At 67.6% G+C, this 18,861-nt stretch carries 18 protein-coding genes and 1 pseudogene; 10 read left to right on the top strand and 9 right to left on the bottom strand.

Going from position 1 to position 18,861, the window contains the following annotated elements; translation table 11 throughout:
- The first annotated feature begins 5 nt into the window (after nt 1–5).
- The 4 genes from BST14_RS04995 (at nt 6) to BST14_RS04980 (ending at nt 5,058) form a co-directional block, all read left to right on the top strand.
- The gene (locus BST14_RS04995) at nt 6–701 is read left to right on the top strand and encodes an SDR family oxidoreductase (RefSeq protein WP_083063569.1); all 696 of its coding nucleotides are present in this window, start codon (nt 6–8) and stop codon (nt 699–701) included.
- Nucleotides 692–1,660, top strand: coding sequence for a glycosyltransferase family 9 protein (locus BST14_RS04990; RefSeq protein WP_083063481.1), 969 nt, complete (start codon nt 692–694; stop codon nt 1,658–1,660). Before BST14_RS04995 ends, BST14_RS04990 begins: the two co-directional genes overlap by 10 nt.
- Nucleotides 1,657–2,961 carry a UDP-glucose dehydrogenase family protein gene (locus BST14_RS04985; RefSeq protein WP_083063480.1) on the top strand — a complete coding sequence of 435 codons (1,305 nt, stop codon included), beginning with the start codon at nt 1,657–1,659 and terminating at the stop codon, nt 2,959–2,961. Before BST14_RS04990 ends, BST14_RS04985 begins: the two co-directional genes overlap by 4 nt.
- Nucleotides 2,962–3,264: 303 nt before the next feature.
- The gene (locus BST14_RS04980; RefSeq protein WP_083063479.1) at nt 3,265–5,058 is read left to right on the top strand and encodes a thiamine pyrophosphate-requiring protein; all 1,794 of its coding nucleotides are present in this window, start codon (nt 3,265–3,267) and stop codon (nt 5,056–5,058) included.
- A 19-nt stretch (nt 5,059–5,077) separates the two neighbouring features.
- Here the strand turns inward: BST14_RS04980 and BST14_RS04975 are convergent, their stop codons facing one another.
- Together BST14_RS04975 and BST14_RS04970 are read right to left on the bottom strand one after the other, a co-directional pair.
- Nucleotides 5,078–5,746 (bottom strand): UdgX family uracil-DNA binding protein, encoded by a 669-nt coding sequence (locus BST14_RS04975; RefSeq protein WP_083063568.1) that lies wholly within the window; start codon nt 5,744–5,746, stop codon nt 5,078–5,080.
- Nucleotides 5,747–5,818: 72 nt separating this feature from the next.
- Nucleotides 5,819–6,364 (bottom strand): hemerythrin domain-containing protein, encoded by a 546-nt coding sequence (locus BST14_RS04970; RefSeq protein ID WP_083063567.1) that lies wholly within the window; start codon nt 6,362–6,364, stop codon nt 5,819–5,821.
- A gap of 174 nt (nt 6,365–6,538) precedes the next feature.
- On the opposite strand from BST14_RS04970, the gene BST14_RS04965 reads away from it, so the two are divergent.
- From BST14_RS04965 to BST14_RS04955, 3 genes are all read left to right on the top strand, one after another.
- Entirely contained in the window at nt 6,539–7,612 is a 1,074-nt protein-coding gene (locus BST14_RS04965) for a hypothetical protein (RefSeq protein ID WP_083063478.1), read from the top strand.
- Between the two features lie 71 nt (nt 7,613–7,683).
- Nucleotides 7,684–8,691, top strand: a complete 1,008-nt coding sequence (locus tag BST14_RS04960) for a sensor domain-containing protein (RefSeq protein WP_083063477.1) — start codon at nt 7,684–7,686, stop codon at nt 8,689–8,691.
- Nucleotides 8,692–8,786: 95 nt separating this feature from the next.
- Nucleotides 8,787–9,758, top strand: a complete 972-nt coding sequence (locus tag BST14_RS04955) for an aldo/keto reductase (protein ID WP_083063476.1) — start codon at nt 8,787–8,789, stop codon at nt 9,756–9,758.
- A gap of 9 nt (nt 9,759–9,767) precedes the next feature.
- Here BST14_RS04955 and BST14_RS04950 read toward each other — a convergent pair whose 3' ends face one another.
- From BST14_RS04950 to BST14_RS04930, 5 genes and pseudogenes are all read right to left on the bottom strand, one after another.
- Entirely contained in the window at nt 9,768–10,535 is a 768-nt protein-coding gene (locus BST14_RS04950) for an SDR family oxidoreductase (protein WP_083063475.1), read from the bottom strand.
- A gap of 93 nt (nt 10,536–10,628) precedes the next feature.
- The gene (locus BST14_RS04945; protein WP_245845310.1) at nt 10,629–10,874 is read right to left on the bottom strand and encodes a hypothetical protein; all 246 of its coding nucleotides are present in this window, start codon (nt 10,872–10,874) and stop codon (nt 10,629–10,631) included.
- Nucleotides 10,875–10,939: 65 nt separating this feature from the next.
- Nucleotides 10,940–13,090: a glycogen debranching protein GlgX gene (glgX, locus tag BST14_RS04940; RefSeq protein ID WP_083063474.1), complete on the bottom strand. Its 2,151-nt coding sequence runs from the start codon at nt 13,088–13,090 to the stop codon at nt 10,940–10,942.
- A gap of 93 nt (nt 13,091–13,183) precedes the next feature.
- Complete coding sequence (locus tag BST14_RS04935; RefSeq protein WP_083063473.1) at nt 13,184–14,365, bottom strand: zinc-dependent alcohol dehydrogenase; 1,182 nt, start codon at nt 14,363–14,365, stop codon at nt 13,184–13,186.
- 176 nt (nt 14,366–14,541) lie between these two features.
- A pseudogene (locus tag BST14_RS04930) lies at nt 14,542–14,894 on the bottom strand (ANTAR domain-containing protein); the annotation flags it as partial.
- Nucleotides 14,895–14,914: 20 nt separating this feature from the next.
- On the opposite strand from BST14_RS04930, the gene BST14_RS04925 reads away from it, so the two are divergent.
- A complete protein-coding gene (locus tag BST14_RS04925; RefSeq protein ID WP_083063472.1) occupies nt 14,915–16,225 on the top strand; it encodes an NAD(P)/FAD-dependent oxidoreductase in 1,311 nt (436 codons plus the stop codon).
- Nucleotides 16,226–16,236: 11 nt separating this feature from the next.
- On the opposite strand, the gene BST14_RS04920 is transcribed toward BST14_RS04925, so the two are convergent.
- Both BST14_RS04920 and BST14_RS04915 read right to left on the bottom strand, forming a co-directional pair.
- Nucleotides 16,237–16,773 (bottom strand): DUF1360 domain-containing protein, encoded by a 537-nt coding sequence (locus BST14_RS04920; protein WP_083063471.1) that lies wholly within the window; start codon nt 16,771–16,773, stop codon nt 16,237–16,239.
- A gap of 64 nt (nt 16,774–16,837) precedes the next feature.
- Nucleotides 16,838–17,203 carry a MerR family transcriptional regulator gene (locus BST14_RS04915; RefSeq protein ID WP_083063470.1) on the bottom strand — a complete coding sequence of 122 codons (366 nt, stop codon included), beginning with the start codon at nt 17,201–17,203 and terminating at the stop codon, nt 16,838–16,840.
- A gap of 142 nt (nt 17,204–17,345) precedes the next feature.
- On the opposite strand from BST14_RS04915, the gene BST14_RS04910 reads away from it, so the two are divergent.
- Nucleotides 17,346–17,795 (top strand): Hsp20/alpha crystallin family protein, encoded by a 450-nt coding sequence (locus tag BST14_RS04910; RefSeq protein ID WP_083063566.1) that lies wholly within the window; start codon nt 17,346–17,348, stop codon nt 17,793–17,795.
- A gap of 114 nt (nt 17,796–17,909) precedes the next feature.
- Nucleotides 17,910–18,605: a PAS and ANTAR domain-containing protein gene (locus tag BST14_RS04905; RefSeq protein ID WP_083063469.1), complete on the top strand. Its 696-nt coding sequence runs from the start codon at nt 17,910–17,912 to the stop codon at nt 18,603–18,605.
- Nucleotides 18,606–18,861: the final 256 nt, after the last annotated feature.

Below are 18,861 nucleotides of genomic sequence, written 5' to 3'. Positions count from 1 at the left end.
TTGTCATGACGCAGCAATCGCTTCAAGGTGTGCTCATCTCGGGCGGCTCCTCCGGTTTGGGCGCGGCCACCGTGGCCGCGGTATCAGCCCACGGTGGCCTGCCGCTGGTGATCGACAAGAAACCACCGGCAGCCGACGTTCCCTATGTCGCTTGCGATTTGGCCGACACCGGCGCGGTCGCGACCGCCGTCGAGTCTTTGGCCGATAAGGTGAGCGGCCGTATCACCGGTGTCTTCACCCCGGCGGGCATCGACTGCTGCGGCACCCTCGAGCAGGTCCCCGCCAAGGAATGGGAACGGGTCATCGCCGTCAACCTGGTCGGCACGGCCGCGGTCATCCGCGCCGCCCTGCCGTACCTGAAGGCCACCCGGGGGCGCGTCGTCACCTGCGCCTCCACGCTGGGCATCAAGGCGGTCAGCGACGCCACCGCCTACTGCGCGTCGAAGTTCGGGGTCGTCGGATTCACTCGCGCGCTGGCGGCCGAGCTCGCCGGGGAGGTGGGTGTGACGCTGCTGATCCCCGGCGGCATGCACACCCCGTTCTTCGACGGGCGGCCCGAGCAGTACAAGCCGCCGGCGGGCGCCAAGCTCAATCGGCCCGAAGACGTCGCCCAGACCGTGCTTTTCGCGTTTTCCCAACCGGCCGGGTGCGAGGTGCGAGAGATGGTGGTCTGCGCCTCCACGGAGTCGTCGTGGCCCTAAGGGCCGCAGCGACTCTCGATGCCGGTGCGCGGGACAGCATCGTGGTGCTGCGCGCCCTGGGGCTCGGCGACCTGCTGACGGCGGTGCCGGCCCTGCGTGGGCTGCGGCGGCACTATCCGGCAGCGCGCGTGACGCTGGCCGCGCCGGACCGCTACCGGGACCTGGCCATGCTCACCGGCGCGATCGACGGGTTGCTGCCCACCAGCGAACTGGGCGACGTGCAACCGCTGGGCGGGCCGCCGGCGCTGGCGGTCAACCTGCACGGCCGCGGGCCGCAGAGCATCGAGCATTTGCTGGCCTGGGCACCGCAATCGGTGATCAGCCATTGTCACCACTGCCATCCCGCCGTGGCGGGCCCGCGCTGGCGCGCCGATCTGCACGAAATGCACCGGTGGTGTGCGCTGCTCGAATGGGCCGGAATCCCTTGCGATTTGACCGATATGCTGCTCCCGCGCCCAGCGCTTCCCCGTGACCAGACCGGGGCCGTCGTGATCCATCCCGGCGCCTCCGCACCGGCGCGGCAGTGGCCACCGGAACGGTTCGCCGCGGTGGCCGCCGCGTTGCGCAACGAGGGCTACGAAATCGTCGTCACCGGATCGCCGAGCGAATTCGACCTCGCCCACGCTGTTGCCCGCACCGCCCGATTGCAGCGCACCGCCGTCGTGTCCGGCCTGCTGGACCTGCCGGCGCTGACCGCCCTGATCAGCGACAGCCGGCTGGTCATCTGCGGCGACACGGGTGTGGCGCACCTTGCCGCCGCGACCGGCACGGCGTCGGTGGTGCTGTTCGGCCCCACCTCGCCGCGCCAGTGGGGGCCGCGCGGGCCCGCGCCACACGCCGCGCTGTGGGCGGGCCGCAGCGGCGACCCCCACGCCGCGGTGCCCGACGAAGGCCTGCTGAACATCACCGTCGACCGCGTGCTGTCCGCAAGCCACCATGTCCTGGGCGAGACGGCATGAGCGGCGGCCCTCTCGTCGGTGTGGTGGGCGCCGGTTACGTCGGTTTGACCACCGCGGTCTGTGTGGCCGGGCAAGGACTGAATACGGTTGCGGTGGACGCCGACCCGCGCCGGGTGCGCCAACTCGCAGCCGGGGTTTCGGTCATCGATGAACCCGGGCTGTGCGAATTGCTGAGCGACGGACTCGCGCGCGGCACGCTGAGTTTCAGCACCGACTTCGGTGCGTTGGCAGACCGGGACGTCGTGTTCGTCTGCGTCCCCACCCCCAGCGCCGTCGATGGAGCCGCGGATCTGGGCGCCGTCGAATCGGTGATCGACGGCCTCGGCGGTGTGCTGCGGCGCGGGGCCATTGTCGCGTTGAAGTCGACCGTGCCGGTCGGCACCACCTCCGTCATGGCGCGGCGGCTCTGTCGCAGGGGCATTCGTGTCGTTTCCGCACCCGAGTTTCTCCGCGAGGGGCGCGCCGTCGGCGATTTCCGCCATCCTGACCGGTTGGTGATCGGCACCGACGATGAATTGGCGGCCCAACTGGTGCAGCAGTCGTACGGTTTCGCCGCACGCCGCGTGCTGCGCATGAGCCCGGAGAGCGCCGAGCTCGCCAAGTACGCCAGCAACGCCTTCCTCGCGGTCAAGCTGTCCTACGCGAATTCACTCGCGGCGCTGTCCGCGCGGGTGGGCGCCGACATCAACGACGTGACCTGCTGCATGGGCGCCGATCGGCGCATCGGGCCGGAGTTTCTGCGCCCGGGCCCGGGCTGGGGCGGCTCCTGTTTGCCGAAGGACACGGCGGCGCTGGTCCACATCGCACACCGGCACGACGTGTCCTTCTCGGAGGTCGAAGCGGCCCGCCACACCAACACCGGGCAGGCACAACGAATCGTCACCGCCCTGCGGCAAACGATCGGTCGACCGTTATCGGGTTGTCGAATCACCGCGTTGGGCCTCACCTTCAAGGCCGCCACCAGCGACACCCGCGACTCGCCCGCGCTGGCAGCGTGCGAAGAATTCACCGCCGTCGGCGCCCAGGTGGTGGGATTTGACCCCCAGTTGCCCAACATCGATCCCACCGTCCTGCAGCAAAGCGGGGTGACGGCCGTCGACGACCCTTACCGCGCCGCCAAAGCCGCCGACGCGATCGTCGTGCTGACCGAATGGCCGCAATTCCGCGATCTCGATTGGCAGGTCATCGCGCAGGACGCGCCGCTGGCCGTCGTCATCGATGCCAGAAACTCGCTCGACCCGGCCACGGTGCGTGAAGCGGGCCTTGTCTATCTCGGAAACGGTGTGCCACAAGGCTTTTGATGCGGGCCTCGAGCGTTACGGGTGCACCGCTGGGCAATGTTGCACACTCGCCAGCTGAAAGCTGGCTGAGAGTCGGCCCGCCGGCGTCGTTTCGGCGAATAACACCGGCCAATCCGGGTAATACGGCTCGGGTGGGAAGTGCCCAAGCCGCCCATGCGGTCGCAGCCTGCATACGTTACGCCCGTCAGCGGGAGCCGCGCCCGGTTGGTGCGCGCATCGGCGGCGGTGCCGCGCAGGTGGCTCGAACAATAGCCACACACCCATCCGCCAGCACTGTAGAACCGTCTGCCGAGGAGGGAAAACATGTCCAAACAAGAGGTTTCCGATTATTTGCTCGAGCGCTTGCGCGCGTGGGGCGTGGAGCATGTATTCGGGTATCCCGGCGACGGCATCAACGGGCTGCTGGCTGCGTGGGGCCGCGCGGACAACAAGCCCAAATTCATCCAGTCGCGCCACGAGGAGATGAGCGCCTTCGAGGCGGTGGGCTACGCGAAATTCACCGGGCGGGTCGGGGTCTGCGCGGCCACGTCCGGCCCCGGCGCGATCCATCTGCTCAACGGGCTCTACGACGCCAAGCTCGATCACGTCCCGGTGGTGGCCATCGTCGGCCAGACCAACCGCAGCGCCATGGGCGGAAATTATCAGCAGGAGGTCGACCTGCTGAACCTGTTCAAAGACGTCGCCAGTGACTACGTCCAAATGGTCACCGTCCCCGAGCAGTTGCCCAACGTGCTGGACCGCGCCATCCGGATAGCGATGACCCAGCGGGCACCGACGGCGTTGATCATTCCCAGCGACGTCCAGGAGCTGCCGTACTCGCCGCCCGAGCACGCGTTCAAAATGGTGCCCTCCAGCCTGGGCATCGAGTACCCGGACATCGCCCCCGACGCCACCGCCATCACGCGGGCGGCCGACGTCCTCAACGCCGGCAAGAAAATCGCCATCCTGGTGGGCACCGGCGCGCGCGGGGCCCACGAAGAGCTGGCCGAGGTTGCCGACCTGCTTGGCGCGGGGGCGGCCAAGGCCCTGTTGGGCAAGGACGTCCTGTCGGACGAATTGCCCTGGGTCACCGGTTCGATCGGGCTGCTCGGGACGCGGCCGAGCTATGAGATGATGCGCGACTGCGACACGCTGCTGACGGTGGGGTCCAGCTTCCCCTACACGCAATTCCTGCCGGAATTCGGTCAGGCCCGCGCGGTGCAGATCGACGTCGACGGCCGGATGATCGGGATGCGCTACCCCTACGAGGTCAACCTGGTCGCCGACGCGAAAACCGCGCTGCGGGCGCTGATCCCGCACCTGCGCCGCAAGGAGGACCGGTCGTGGCGCGAGGGCATCGAGAAGACCGTCTCCCGCTGGTGGGAGACCATGGACAAGGAGGCGATGGTCAGCGCTAACCCGATCAACCCGCTGCGGTTGTTCTCCGAGCTGTCCCCCCAGCTGCCCGAAAATGCCATCGTGACAGCCGATTCCGGCTCATCGGCCAACTGGTACGCGCGCAACCTGCGCTTCCGCGGCAACATGCGGGGCTCGCTGTCGGGCACGCTGGCCACGATGGGCCCCGGGGTTCCGTACGGCATCGGCGCCAAGTTCGGCCACCCGGACCGGCCCGTCATCGTGTTCGCCGGTGACGGCGCCATGCAGATGAACGGCATGGCCGAGCTGATCACGATCAAGCGGTACTGGAGCGAATGGCAAGACCCCCGCCTGATCATCGCCATCCTGCACAACAACGACCTCAACCAGGTTACCTGGGAGATGCGCGCCATGGCCGGCGCCCCGAAATTCGCGGAGTCCCAAAATCTTCCCGACATCGACTTCGCCGCATTCGCCGCCAGCCTGGGCCTGAACGCGATGGCCATCAAGGACCCGGAGGAACTGTCGGACGCCTGGCGCAACGCGCTGTCGGCGGACCGTCCCACCGTGCTGGACGTTCACACCGACCCCGACATGCCACCGATTCCGCCCCACGCGACGTGGGAGCAGTTCAAGTCGGCGACCGCGGCGGTGCTCTCCGGTGACGAGGACCGGGTGGGCTTCGTCAAAGTCGGCCTGAAGACCAAAGCCCAGGAGTTCTTGCCGCACAAGAAGAGTTGAACCGCAGTGGGTTCAGGTTTCAGCTGCCCTTGGTGACGCCCGAACCCGCACTGCGCAGGTCGTCGACGAAGGACTTGTAGACCTCGTCGTGCCGGTCGCTGCGGTCGCGCAACACCGACGACGGATGAACCGTGGCGACGACGATCGGCTCGGGCTCCACGTGAACGTCGACGGATGACGGCAGCCGCAATTGCTGGCCGCGTTGCGTGGAGACCCGGAATGTGGCCCCCAGCAACGACTGTGCGGCGGTGGCGCCCAGGCACACAATGACCTGCGGCCGCACCGCTTCGATCTCCGCGATCAGCCACGGCCGGCAGGCGACGACCTCCGTGCGCCCCGGCTTTTGGTGGATGCGTCGCTTGCCGCCCTTGCGGGTGAACTTGAAATGCTTGACCGCGTTGGTCTCATAGACCAGCGCCGGCTCGATGCCGGCGTCCTCGAGAGCCCGGGCGAGCAGGCGCCCTGCCGGGCCGACGAACGGCTCACCGGCGCGGTCCTCTTGATCGCCCGGCTGCTCACCCACCAGCATGATCGGCGCACCGGGGTGTCCGTTTCCGAACACGGTTTGGGTGGCGTCTTCGAAAAGCGAACAGCCGTGGCATGTTTCGGCCGCTACCCGCAAGGAATCCAGACCTCGCTCCGCCGGGAGGTAGCGCTGGGCACCGGGCGCTTTTGTCGCTGCGACCATGATTTCCTCGTAAAGGGCGTGGTACCCCCGCTCCCCCACCGAGCGGGGGTACCACGCCGGGGGTGGCTGTTGTCAGCCCTTGCCGATGATGGCGTCGCGGGCCCGATCGAGCATCGCGGCAAACGGTCCCGCCGCCAGGTTGGCCACCTGGGATTCCACACCGGCGTGCGGGCGGGTCGGGGCGATCGCTTCGGCAAGCTTCGCGGCGCGGCCCATCCGTTCCAGCTCGTCGCCGCTCAATTCCTCACCGAGCCTGGAAAATTCGTCGCGCTCCTCATGCTCGGCGTGTTGGATGACCGCGTCGCGCAGCCTGGTCAATTCGCGAGCGAACTCGTCGCTGTCCACGTCCAGCTTTTCCAGCTTCTGCAGAACGGTCTTGGCCTCGTGCTCTTCGTGCAACCGCTCGTCAACGACGGTGGCACCGCCGGAGATCTTGCGCTTGGCGCGCGGGTGAACGATTTCTTCCTCGGCGGTTTCGTGCACGGCGAGCAGTCGACGCAACTCGACAAAGGCCTTCTGGCGGGCCTCGCCGGACGCCTGAAGCGTTTCGGCGAACATCGCCTTGATCTGCTGATGCTGACTGACGAGAAAGTCGACCACGTCGGTGGGCGACTGCATGGCGGCGGCGGATGCCACAATGTCCCTCCCATCTTTGGTTCGGCGCGCGGGCTGTGCGCACTCCCGAACCGGCTACCCGACCAATCCGACCGCCAAACGGGGTGTGGCCGCGCCCGCGTGGGGTATGTCCTGGACAAACGTCCTGGACAAACAGTGAGAGGAGCGGGCGGGTCGATGGGCGCCGAAGCGGGTTCGACCGCGGGCCAGCGCATCCGGGTGTTGCTGCGCCGCGCGGTCGGCGGCGCGGTGGCGGTGGCCTCGCTGACCACAGCGTGTTCGCGCCCAGGGGCATCGCTGGAGAGTGCCCCCGCCGTCGAGCTGTGGCGCACAGCTGTCCCCTTGCACGAACCGGTGTGGTCGTACGTCACGCGGGCCCTGGTCGCGCTCACCGACGATCACCGGTTGGCCGAGGTCATTGACGGCGGTCGCGGCACCGATGCCAAAACGCGCCTCTCGGCCCCCATGGCGTCCGGACGCAACCTGCAGATCAGCCAGAAGGACCAGCGGCTGGTGTTCGTGCCGCAGCCCGCCCGCGGGAAGGTGGCCGCCGTCGACTTGGAAAGCCTGCGCCAGGTCGACGATTTCGACGCCGGACCGGCGCCGGCTTACCTGGCCGAAGACGCGGGATTGCGCATGCTGCTGGCGCTGTCCGCCGACGGGACGGCGGTGACACCGGTGGATCAAGACGACTACCGAAAGCTGCCCACGGCGACCACCGATAGCAGCGCCGACACCATCGACGGCGCCAACCGGGGCCGCGAACTCGACTACCACTTGTACGGATCATCGGGCATCCGGCACTTCCAGGGCACGTCGTCACCGCCGGCACAACGCGGCTCGCTGACCGTCGACGTCGCGGTGTCCGCGGGTGATGGCACCGCGGTGACCCGCAGCTATGTGGCCGGGCAGGACGACGACACGGTGCGCGCCGTCGACTCGCGCCGGGGCGGACGGGGGATGGAGGTGCTGGCCAGCACCCGCTTGCCCTCGACGATCCGCGAACTCGGCACCGACGACACCAGGATCTACGCCGCCACCGACCACGAACTGGTGGCGCTCGAGACCGCAAGCTTCACCGGCTTCCCGGACGGGCGAATTCCCGTGCTGCGCACCATCGACTACCGGTCGGGGCTGCCCCCCGCCGCGCAACCGGCCCATCTGTCGGGCATGGCAGTCGGGCCGCATCGGGTCTACCTGACCTTGGCCGAGGCGCCGTACGTCGTCAGCATCGCCAAACCGCGCCTGTGACGGCCCTGGTTTAGCCCCGCACCCGTGTCGGCTACATTTCGGGCAGGTTCTCCCCGCGAAGGAGGCGCTGCGTGACCAACCCGGAGGACCCATATTGGCAGAACCCGCTGAGGTATGACCCGCTCGGCCGCGTCCCACCCCCGGAGGTTGAGCCGCTTGCGCCGCAGTCGCCGCCGTACACACCGCCGCCCGCACCCCCGCCCTACCGGCCGCCGGTCAACACCCTGGCGACGCTGTCGCTGATTTTCGCGTTCCTGTTCGCGCCAGCGGGCGCTCTCCTGGGGCACCTCGGGCTGGCGCAGATCCGCCGCACCGGCGAACTCGGCCGCGATCGTGCGCTGGTGGGCGTGACGCTGTCATACATCTTCATCCTGTTGGCGGTCGTCGCCCTGGCCGGCTGGGCCACGCTGGCCGGTTCGACCTCATCGCACCGGACGTCCGCCGGCTCCAGCACGGCCGCCGCGCCACCGCCGCCCACCGTGCCGCCGGAGACCATCGCCACCCTGCTGCCCGGCCTCGATGCGCTGCGCAACATCACCGGCGACGCGAACCTCGACGTCGGCCCGACCTGGAACAGCCCCGGCCGCTCCCCGGATGACGGCAGCATCGACCGACCGGAGTGCTGGGAAAGCATCGCCGCCGGCAGCCCCGACGCCTACACTCCGGGGACGCTGGCCGGATACCACGCAGGAGAATTCACCGACACCCGCAGCATGTTGAAGTCCATGCAGGTCATCCAGGGCGTCGCGGCGTTCCGCGATCCGGGCGCGGCACAGGCGCAGCTGGCCGCCCTGCAGTCGGGATGGCACAAGTGCGGCGGCACGACCGTCACCGTGTCCGCTCCGGGCGGCCAGCCGATCCCGATGTCGGTAAGCGAGCCCGCCGACGCCGGCAACGGCATCACCACCCTGGACCTGACGCCGAAGGGCATCCAGGTGCGCTCGGCACGGGCGATCGCGGCCAAGGCGAACGTCGTCATCGACCTGAACGTTTCCGCCAGCGGGACCACCGACAGCACGCTGCCCCGCGCGGCCGCGGTCAGCATCGCCAACTACATCCTCGGCAAGATCCCCGGCTGAGCGCCCGCCGCGCTTGCGATCGCCACTAGACCCAAACGGTGGCGACCCGCCGCGCCCGGCTCCGCCGCACTTGCGATCGCCACTAGGCTGACCACATGAAATACGTGGACGTCGACGGGGTCGGCCGGGTCAGCCGGATCGGCCTGGGCACCTGGCAGTTCGGTTCACGCGAGTGGGGTTACGGGGACAGCTACGCCGCCGGCGCCGCGGGTGACATCGTGCGCCGCGCCCGCGCTTTGGGGGTGACGCTGTTCGACACGGCCGAGGTGTACGGCCTGGGCAAAAGCGAACGGATCCTGGGCGAGGCGCTCGGCGACGAGCGCGCCGAGGTGGCGGTAGCCAGCAAAATCATGCCGGTCGCGCCGTTCCCCGCCGTGGTCAAGCAGCGGGCCCGCGCCAGCGCGCAGCGGCTGGGGCTGGAACGCATCCCGCTGTACCAGATCCACCAGCCCAACCCGGTGTTCCCCGACTCGGTGATCATGCCGGGCATGCGTGACCTGCTGGAGCGCGGCAAGATCGGCGCCGCCGGCGTCTCGAACTATTCGCTGCAGCGCTGGCAGCAGGCCGACGCCGCGCTCGGCCGGCCGGTGATCAGCAACCAGGTGCACTTCTCGCTCGCCTACCCGAAGGCGCTGAAGAACCTGGTGCCGTTCGCCGAGCGGGAGAACCGCATCGTGATCGCCTACAGCCCCCTGGAACAAGGCCTGCTGGGGGGCAAGTACGGCGTGGACAACCGTCCGGGTGGCGTGCGCGCGGTCAACTCGCGGTTTGGCACCGAAAACTTGCGCCGCATCGAGCCGCTGCTGCAGCTGTTGCGCGACGTCGCCAAGGACGTCGACGCCAAGCCGGCGCAGGTGGCCCTGGCCTGGCTGATCAGCTATCCGGGCGTGGTCGCCATTCCCGGCGCCTCGTCCGTCGAGCAGCTGGAGTTCAACGTCGCCGCGGCCGACATCGAGCTGCCCACCGCATCCCGTGACGCGCTTACCGAGGCGGCCCTGGCCTTCCAACCGACCCCGGCGGCACGCTTTTTGACCGACCTGGCCAAGGAGAAACTCGGCCGCCGCTGAGCGGCCGGGTTAGGACTGATTGGCCTCGGCGAACGCCGCGGGGCTGGCCGGCGCGCCGCGGGCCACCACCAGCGGCATCGACGTCGAGGCGTTGGTCCGCAGGATCGTGTGCACCACGTCGATCAGGTCCTCGACGGGCATCAACTTGCCGGGCATGCAGCCGCGCGAGGACCACAGCGGAACCGCCTTCATCGCGAGATCCATGTCCCAGCCTTCGTTCATGCCGGTCTGCCCGTCGCCTTCGCCGCCCGCGCACTCGCCGACGATCAGGTTGGTGAAGCCGATGTCGGAATGCTCGGCCCGCCACGCCTCCACCAGCCGTTCCAGCGCCGCCTTGCTCACGCCGTACGCGCCCAGGCCCGGCCACGGCGGCCCGAAGGTCCCCGCGTCGGAGGACAGGTAGACCGCCTTGCCAGCCGACGCGGTCAAATGCGGCACCGCCGCGGCCGTCACCAGCGATGCGCCGATGACGTTGGTGTCGAAGATGCGCCGCCACGTGTCGGCATCGGTGTCGACCATGCGGACCAGCGGCCCGACGGCCGGCGTGTAAACCACATTGTCGATGCCGCCGAGTGCGGCGGCGGCGCGGTCGATGGCCGAGCGGCACGACGCCTGGTCGGTGACATCGCATTCGATGGCGACGGCGTTCGGCCCGGCTTCCTTGGCCGCAGCCTCGATGCGCTCCCGACGGCGGGCAAGCAGCGCGACGTGATCACCGCGCTGCGCGAGACCGACACCTATGCAACGCCCCAACCCGCTAGAGGCGCCGACCACCACTGTCCTTGACATATTCGCCCTCTCTTGTAACGCAAGACGCTGTCGCGAGAAACCTACCGGATGGCGGGCACCGCGTGGTGCGCACCGGGCCACTTAGTTCGAAACGACGGTGTTCCGGTCGCCCGATCTGGCCCGGTACATGTTTCGTCCGCTCGCGCCGCGACGGTCTCGGCGGAACGGGCGAGCGTGGCAGCGATGCTCAAAGGTGGCGCGAATCATGTTGCCGGACATGTGGATCGGCTCGGCGACCCGGCTGGGATTCTTCTCCGCGATCCGGGCGAGCTCGTCGGTGCTGCGGGCGCTTTCGGGGATCCGAGCCGCCAGGGCTGCCAGCACCAAGTCCCGGCCTCGACCTGATCGTCGACGACGCGCAGCGCCGCGAGCAGCCCGGGTGTCGCGAACGGCTACTCCGAGGGCAGGGCCCGCAGCACCACGGCGGTGTGCGCTTCGACGTTGAGCGCGCCACCACCGGGCACCTCGTCGGCCGGCGTCGTCTCTTCCGGCCCCGTGTACACCACGATCTCCCAGGCCGCGCCGAATTCCTTTGGCGGCAAAGTGAATTCGATCGGCTCGTAGTGGGCATTGAAGCACAACAGGAACGAGTCGTCCAGGACGCGCTGACCTCGCGCGTCGAGGTAGGGAATGCCGTGGCCGTTGAGGAACACCGCAACGGATTTGGCGAAGCTGGCGCCCCAGTCCTCCTCGGTCATCTCGGTGCCCTCGGGGGTGAACCAGGCGATGTCGGGCAGGCCGTCCTGCCCGCGCCGGCCCACCGGTTTTCCGGAGAAGAATCGGCGCCTGCGGAACACCGGATGCTCGGCCCGCAGCGCCGACACCGTCCTGGTGAATTCCAGCAGCCCGGCGTCGGCGTTGTCCCAGTCGATCCAGGTGAGCTCGTTGTCCTGGCAATAGCCGTTGTTGTTTCCGTTCTGGGTGCGCCCGAGTTCGTCGCCGTGACAGATCATCGGCACGCCCTGGGAGAGCAGCAGCGTGGTCAAGAAGTTGCGCTGCTGGCGGGCGCGCAGCGCGTTGACCTGCTCGTCGTCGGTGGTCCCCTCCACGCCGCAGTTCCAGGACCGGTTGTGGCTTTCGCCGTCGTTGTTGTCCTCGCCGTTGGCCTCGTTGTGCTTTTCGTTGTAGGACACCAGGTCACGCAGCGTGAACCCGTCGTGGGCGATGACGAAGTTGATCGAGGCCACCGGCCGGCGCGCGGTGTGCTCGTAGAGATCCGCCGATCCGGAGAGCCGATAGGCGAACTCGTCGAGAGTAGCGGGCTCGCCGCGCCAGAAGTCGCGGACGGTGTCGCGGTACTTGCCGTTCCACTCGGTCCACTGCGGGGGGAAGTTGCCCACCTGATAGCCGCCAGGACCGACGTCCCACGGCTCGGCGATCAACTTGACCTGGCTGACCGTCGGATCCTGTTGCACGAGTTCGAAAAACGTCGACAGGCGGTCGACGTCGTAGAACTCGCGGGCCAAAGTCGAGGCCAGGTCGAAGCGGAACCCGTCGACGTGCAACTCGGTGACCCAGTAGCGCAGCGAGTCCATGATCAGCTGCAGCGCATGCGGGTGCCCGACGTTGAGGCTGTTGCCGGTGCCGGTGTAGTCCATGTAGTACTGCTTGTCGTCATCGACCAGCCGGTAGTACGCCGCGTTGTCGATGCCGCGCATCGACAGGGTGGGGCCCATGTGGTTGCCCTCGGCCGTGTGGTTGTAGACCACGTCGAGGATGACCTCGATGTCGGCCTCGTGCAGCGCGCGCACCATGGCCTTGAACTCCTGGACCTGCCCGCCCGGCGTGGTGGAGCTGGAGTATTTGAAGTCCGGCGCGAAGAACCCGATCGTGTTGTAGCCCCAGTAGTTGGACAGTCCCTTGTCGACCAGGGTGGAGTCGTTCGCGAAGTGGTGCACCGGCATCAATTCGATGGCCGTGACGCCGAGTTCCTTGAGATGCTCGATGATCACCGGGTGCGCCACCGCGGCGTAGGTGCCGCGCAGCGGTTCCGGGATATCGGGGTGGGTCTGAGTCAGCCCCTTCACGTGCGCCTCGTAGATCACCGTGTCGGCGTATTGGTGATCCGGTGGACGGTCGTTGCCCCAGTCGAAGTAGGGGTTGATCACCACCGACTTGGGCATGCTGTCCGCCGAGTCGTCATCGTTGCGGCTGTCCGGGTCGCCGAAGTTGTAGCTGAACAGCGACTGGTTCCACTCGAAGGAGCCGTCGATGGCCTTGGAATACGGGTCCACCAGAAGCTTGTTCGGGTTGCAGCGCAGCCCCGCCTGCGGGTCGTACGGACCGTACACGCGGTATCCGTAGCGCTGGCCCGGTTCGATGTTGGGGATGTAGGCATGCCAGATAAAACCGTCGATCTCGGGCAGGGCGATGCGGCTCTCGGCGCCCTCGGCGTCGAACAGGCACAACTCCACCCGCTCGGCCACCTCGCTGAAGACGGCGAAGTTGGTGCCCGCGCCGTCGTATGTGGCGCCCAGCGGGTAGGCCCTGCCGGGCCACACCTCTCCGGTGGGCGTGGGGGCCAGGGCGTCTGCGGTGGTCATGGCGGTGTCAATACCCTGCCGTCGTGGCCGTCAAACGGTGGGCCACGACGCGCCGTCGCCGGCGCCAAGCGGAAAGCCTTGTGGGATAGGTGATCATGGCCTAAGTATGACCTTGACCGCCCCATCCTGCTTTTTCTGGAAGATCTCGTAGGCGTGCGGGGCCTGGTCCAGCGGCAGCACATGGGTGGCGAAGTTGTCGACGCCGAGTGGGTCGTCATCGGTCAGCAGCGGCATGATGTCGTCGACCCACCTCTTGACGTTGGCCTGCCCCATCCGCAGGGTCACCTGCTTGTCGAAAAGGGTGAGCATCGGCAGCGGGTCGGCTGTGCCGCCGTACACGCCGCTGAGTGAGATCGTTCCGCCACGCCGCACGACGTCGATGGCGGAGTACAGGGCGGACAGCCTATCCACGCCGGCGGTCTGCATCAGCCGCTTGCCCAGAGCATCCGGCAACACCCCGGCCACCTGCTGCGCCAGCTTGGCGGCCGGCGAGCCGTGCGCCTCCATGCCCACCGCGTCGATGACCGAGTCGGTTCCCCGTCCATCGGTCAGGTCGCGGATCGCATCCCCGAGGGAGGAATCGAGCCGCGCCAAGTCGATGGTGTGGATGCCGCGCTTCGCGGCGCGGCCGAGCCGTTCGGGCACCAGGTCCACGGCGATGACGCGGTAGCCCAGGTGGTCGGCGATGCGCGCGGCCATGTCCCCGATGGGACCCAGCCCGAGCACGGTCACCGAGCCACCGTCCGAAATGTCGGCGTAGGCGACGGCCTGCCATGCGGTGGGCAGCACGTCGGACAGGTAGACGAACCGCGAATCCGGCGGGCCCACAGGAACTTTGATGTGGGTGAACTGCGCCTGGGGGACGCGCAGCAACTCGGCTTGGCCGCCGGGCACCTCGCCGTAGAGCTCCGAATAGCCGAACAGCGCCGCCCCCATGCCCTGCTCGCGCACCTGAGTGGTCTCGCATTGGGTGTAGAGCTGCTGGCCGCACATGTGGCAACTGCCGCAGGAGATTTGGAAGGGGATGACAACCCGGTCGCCCACCCGCAGGTCGCCCGTCTCCGTGCCGACCTCCCGCACGATGCCCATGGCTTCGTGCCCGAGGATGTCCCCGGGGTTCATGAACGCGCCGAGAATCTCATAGAGGTGCAGGTCGGAGCCGCAGATGTTGGTCGACGTGACTTCCACGATGGCATCCGTCGGTTGCTCGATCTTCGGATCGGGCACCGAATCCACCCGCACATCACGCTTGCCCTGCCAGGTAACAGCCTTCATATGGGTGGCACATACCCTTCTCGCGCTCGTCGAAACCGCACCCGAAGGCGAGCCGGCGGAGAAACGATCACCGTCGGCGACGGCCCGGCCGGGCGGCCGCAGCACAGCGCGGCGAGAATCAGCCCAAATCTATTGGGGTGCAGGAATTTTGAGAGCCGATGCTACGCAAGTTCTGATCAGTGCCGGTCGCCTTTGAGGGGATGCTCGCTGTCTATCAGCGCGGCGGCAATGTCGACAAGCCAAACGTTGGATTTTTGTGACACCCGGGTGAGCAGCTCGAACGCTTCGACCGCGTCGAGACTGAAGCGCTCCATCACAACGCCCTTGGCCTGCCCGATGATGTCCCGCGAAGCCAAGGCGCCGCGAAATTGGTCCGGCCGGCGCATCATCGACCACGCCAGGGCGATGTGCGTTGCGAATACGGCGCCGACTTCCACGACCTCCTCGCTGAATGCCCGCGGACGGTCGGCATAGAAGTTAGGCGCGGCCATGCCGGCGCCGCCGATGAGAGCTCGTACGACAGGATCGAGCCCGCTTACACTCGGGTCCGTGACCTCCATAGTGATCGTGGGAAGCGGCTTTACCGGATTCACCTGCGCCCGGCGGCTGGCCCGAATCATGCGCCGGCGGCGCGCGCCCGTAAACATCACGATGATCTCCCCGGTCGACTACATGCTGTACACGCCGTTGTTGCCCGACGTCGCCGGCGGGGTCGTCGATGCCCGCTTTGTCGCTGTCCCCCTGGCCAATTCGCTCAAGGACGTACGTGCGGTGCGTGGCCGTGTTGATGCCGTGGATTTCACCCAACGCACGCTGACCTATTGCGATCCCGAAGAGCGCAGCCATTCGCTGTCCTGGGACCGGCTGGTGCTGACGCCGGGTTCGGTGACGCGATTGTTCGATGTACCGGGGCTCGCCAGGCACGCGCGCGGACTGAAGACCACCGCCGAAGCCCTCTACCTGCGCGACCACTTCATCGAACAATTGGAGCTGGCCAACATCGAGGACGATCCGCGCGCGGCCGCCGCCCGGCGCACCGTCGTGGTGGTCGGCGCGTCCTATTCGGGCACCGAACTGGTGGCGCAGCTGCGGGCGCTGGCCGACGCGGCTGCTAAACAGATGGGCTTCAACCGCGCCGAGGTGCGGTTTTTGCTGCTGGACCTGGCCGACCAGGTGATGCCGGAGGTGGGAAAGAGGCTGGGTGACGCCGCGCTCAAGGTGTTACGCAAGCGCGGAATCGACGTCCGGCTGGGCATCACCCTCAAGGAAGTGCACGCCGATCACGTTGTGCTCAGCGATGGTTCGCGCATCGATACGCGCACGATCGCGTGGGTGACGGGGGTGACCGGGGCGCCGCTGATCCAAGACCTGGGGCTGCCGACCGAAAAGGGCCGGCTCAAGGTGCAGGCCGACCTGCAGGTGCCGGATCACCCCGAGGTGTTCGCGGCCGGCGACGCGGCCGCCGTGCCCGATCTGACCCAGCCAGGAAAGATCACCCCGCCGACCGCCCAGCACGCGACTCGGCAGGGCAAGGCGCTGGCCCGCAACGTCGCGGCCAGCCTCGGCTATGGCAGCAGCAAGGAATACAAGCACCGCAACCTCGGCCTGGTGGTCGACCTCGGGCCGCGCTATGCGGTGGCCAATCCGCTCAACATCCACCTGTCCGGGCTGCCCGCCAAGGCGGTCACCAGGTCCTACCACCTGTATGCGATTCCGCGCGGCGTCAACCGGTGGGCGGTGTCGCTGGCCTACCTGACCGACGCGCTGTTCACCCGTTCGGTCGTTTCGATCGGATTGACCTCCGAGGACGACGCGCAATTCACGGCCAGCGAAGGCATTCCCATGCCAAAAACAAGCTGACGCGCCGCGCCTCAGCCCTCCGCCGACTGCTGGGCCATCGCGTACGCGAGCTGAAGAAAGTCCGCGCCCGCCAGGGCGCTGAACACGCCGGCGATCAGCCGGGTGAACCGGGGCGCGAACACCAGGCCGATGGCAAATCCGGTGGCCACCCACATGTCCAGGCAGAACGGACAGGTCAACAACTCCCCCAGGCTGTGCCGGAGCGGGCTTTGCTCGCGGACCTCTTCCTGGACTTCGGCCGGGCCGCCGGTGCCCTGGTAGCGCGTAAAGGGCGCGCGCAGCGGGCTCGTCACCGCGTCCTTGGTCAGGGTCCGCGACAGCTTGTGGCTGCCCAGGGTGAGGATCAACAAGTCCTGGACTCGCCACCGCGTGGGCAACGTGCGGCCGGTGGCCAGCGCGGCCAGCACCGCGGCGACCACGACCACGCCGTAGACAGCCATGACCGCCAGGTAGCCGCCCAGCGGGCGATCGTTGTCGCCCCGGTAGGCGTCCGCTTCCTCTCGTGCGCCATCGACCACCTGAGCACCGGTTTCCGTCAGCTCACCCATTGCTTCTCCTTGAACGCATAGCGACATGGGTACCCGACCTGCGTCGGTGCAATCCGCGATGGACTCAGACGGTGCCCGGCTCGGCGGGCTTCGCCGCTTTCCCGGCTTCTCGCAAGGTGCGGTTGGTGGACCGCAGATCGGTGTTGGCCGCCGACAACGTGGCGTTGTGGTCTTCGAGATCGAGGATCCGCCCGACACCGGCCAGGTTGACCCCGGACTCGACCAGCGCGCTGATGCGCTTGATCCTGGCCAGATCGTCGGCGCTGTATCGGCGGGTGCCGCCTTTGCTGCGCGACGGCGTGATCAGGCCGTAGCGTTCGTAAAGCCGCAGCGTCTGCACCGCAGCCCCGGACAATTCGGCGGCCACCGAGATGCCATACACCCCATGGTCGGACGCCGGAGCATCCGCGTTTCCGCCGTAGTCGACCATCGCACCTCCCCTTCGTTAACCACTATAGAAAATCTGTTTAGCACACTTGCATCAACCTGTCGATAGTGCTATATAAAATCTATGTCATTAGACATAGGAAATTGCCGACCCACCGCCTAGATAGGAGCGAGAGGTGACAACCATGCTGATGCGTTCCGATCCGTTCCGTGAGCTCGACCGCTTCGCCCACCAGGTCCTGGGTACCGCCGCCCGGCCGGCGGTGATGCCGATGGACGCCTGGCGTGAAGGCGAGCACTTCGTGGTCGAGTTCGACCTGCCCGGCATCGACGCCGACTCGCTGGACATCGACATCGAGCGCAATGTGGTGACGGTGCGCGCCGAACGACCGGCCGTCGACCCAAACCGCGAGATGCTGGCCACCGAGCGGCCGCGCGGCGTGTTCAGCCGCCAGCTGGTGCTCGGCGACAACCTCGATACCGACAGGATCGAGGCGTCCTATTCCGAAGGCGTTCTGCGCCTGGGCATCCCGGTGGCCGAAAAGGCCAAGCCACGCAAGATCACGGTCGGCCGCAACCACGCTCAGCGGGCTGTTGGCGAGGGCGCTGCCCAGCACGAGGTCATCAACGCCTGACCGACCGGGGGCCGTGCGGCGGCCGCACTCAACGCACACGTGCATGCGGCCGCCGCACGCCGCCAGCTACCGGTCACCGGTGCCAACATCTAACCCGCGGCGGACGGATACACGATGAAATGGGAACTCGACGGCCAGACTGCCAACGTTGAAGAGGCGTTGGCCGGCGGCGATGCGCAACCCACGGGGTGGTTTAGGTTCTACTTCACCGATCAGCGCTGGGAATGGTCCGACCAAGTGCAACGCATGCACGGCTACGAACCCGGCAGCGTCACCCCGACCACCGAACTGGTGCTATCCCACAAGCATCCCGAGGACCGCAAACACGTCGCGGCCACCATCGATCAAATCGTCCACGCCCACCAGGCGTTCAGCACACGCCACCGGATCGTCGATACCCAGGGGAAGGTGCACCACGTCGTCGTCGTCGGCGACCAGATCTTCGACGACGACGGTGACGTGATCGGAACACACGGGTTCTACATCGAGGTCTCCGCGAACTACGAACAGGCGCGCGAGGATGCCATGAGCGCGAAACTCGCTGAGATCAGTGAGAATCGGGCGGGCATCGAGCAGGCCAAAGGCATGCTGATGCTGATCTACGGCATCAGCGACAGCGCGGCCTTCGAGCTGCTCAAGTGGTTGTCCCAGGAGGCGAACATCAAGCTGCGACCGCTCGCGGAGCAGATCGCCCACGACTTCCGCGGCGCGGGCCAATCTTTGAACACCCAGTCGGAATTCGACCACCTGCTGTTGACCGCGCACGAACGCGTCGGCAGTAACAGGAGCGTCGGCAGCAATCGCGAATAGTTCTTGCAGTTCAAGGCTTTTCGGTCGTCAACGGTCGAGTTGACGGCGCCACCCAACCTTGGCCGGTCTGACATGCCCGAAAACACCAGAAGTAAACCGGAGAACGGATCCGTGACACGGCAGGGCGGGCGCACGGCAGGGCGGGCGCCCTCGGCAGCCGCCGTCATGACCGCCGAGGACTAGGGCGTGTCTGACAAATGGGGTAGCCAGAGGGTGATGGCGCGTAGGACTGCTGCGCCGCGGTAGACGACGGCGA

It is taken from the genome of Mycobacterium arosiense ATCC BAA-1401 = DSM 45069, from assembly GCF_002086125.1.
GTDB lineage: Bacteria > Actinomycetota > Actinomycetes > Mycobacteriales > Mycobacteriaceae > Mycobacterium > Mycobacterium arosiense.
This window is presented reverse-complemented; position numbering and strand designations above follow the sequence as displayed.

What these genes read in the sequence shown, in the direction of transcription:
- BST14_RS04995 (WP_083063569.1), top strand. Translation starts at nt 6, where the DNA reads ATGACGCAGCAATCGCTTCAAGGTGTGCTCATCTCGGGCGGCTCCTCC.
- BST14_RS04985 (WP_083063480.1), top strand. Translation starts at nt 1,657, where the DNA reads ATGAGCGGCGGCCCTCTCGTCGGTGTGGTGGGCGCCGGTTACGTCGGT.
- BST14_RS04980 (WP_083063479.1), top strand. Translation starts at nt 3,265, where the DNA reads ATGTCCAAACAAGAGGTTTCCGATTATTTGCTCGAGCGCTTGCGCGCG.
- BST14_RS04975 (WP_083063568.1), bottom strand. Translation starts at nt 5,746, where the DNA reads ATGGTCGCAGCGACAAAAGCGCCCGGTGCCCAGCGCTACCTCCCGGCG.
- BST14_RS04970 (WP_083063567.1), bottom strand. Translation starts at nt 6,364, where the DNA reads ATGCAGTCGCCCACCGACGTGGTCGACTTTCTCGTCAGTCAGCATCAG.
- BST14_RS04965 (WP_083063478.1), top strand. Translation starts at nt 6,539, where the DNA reads ATGGGCGCCGAAGCGGGTTCGACCGCGGGCCAGCGCATCCGGGTGTTG.
- BST14_RS04955 (WP_083063476.1), top strand. Translation starts at nt 8,787, where the DNA reads ATGAAATACGTGGACGTCGACGGGGTCGGCCGGGTCAGCCGGATCGGC.
- glgX (WP_083063474.1), bottom strand. Translation starts at nt 13,090, where the DNA reads ATGACCACCGCAGACGCCCTGGCCCCCACGCCCACCGGAGAGGTGTGG.
- BST14_RS04935 (WP_083063473.1), bottom strand. Translation starts at nt 14,365, where the DNA reads ATGAAGGCTGTTACCTGGCAGGGCAAGCGTGATGTGCGGGTGGATTCG.
- BST14_RS04920 (WP_083063471.1), bottom strand. Translation starts at nt 16,773, where the DNA reads ATGGGTGAGCTGACGGAAACCGGTGCTCAGGTGGTCGATGGCGCACGA.
- BST14_RS04915 (WP_083063470.1), bottom strand. Translation starts at nt 17,203, where the DNA reads ATGGTCGACTACGGCGGAAACGCGGATGCTCCGGCGTCCGACCATGGG.
- BST14_RS04910 (WP_083063566.1), top strand. Translation starts at nt 17,346, where the DNA reads ATGCTGATGCGTTCCGATCCGTTCCGTGAGCTCGACCGCTTCGCCCAC.
- BST14_RS04905 (WP_083063469.1), top strand. Translation starts at nt 17,910, where the DNA reads ATGAAATGGGAACTCGACGGCCAGACTGCCAACGTTGAAGAGGCGTTG.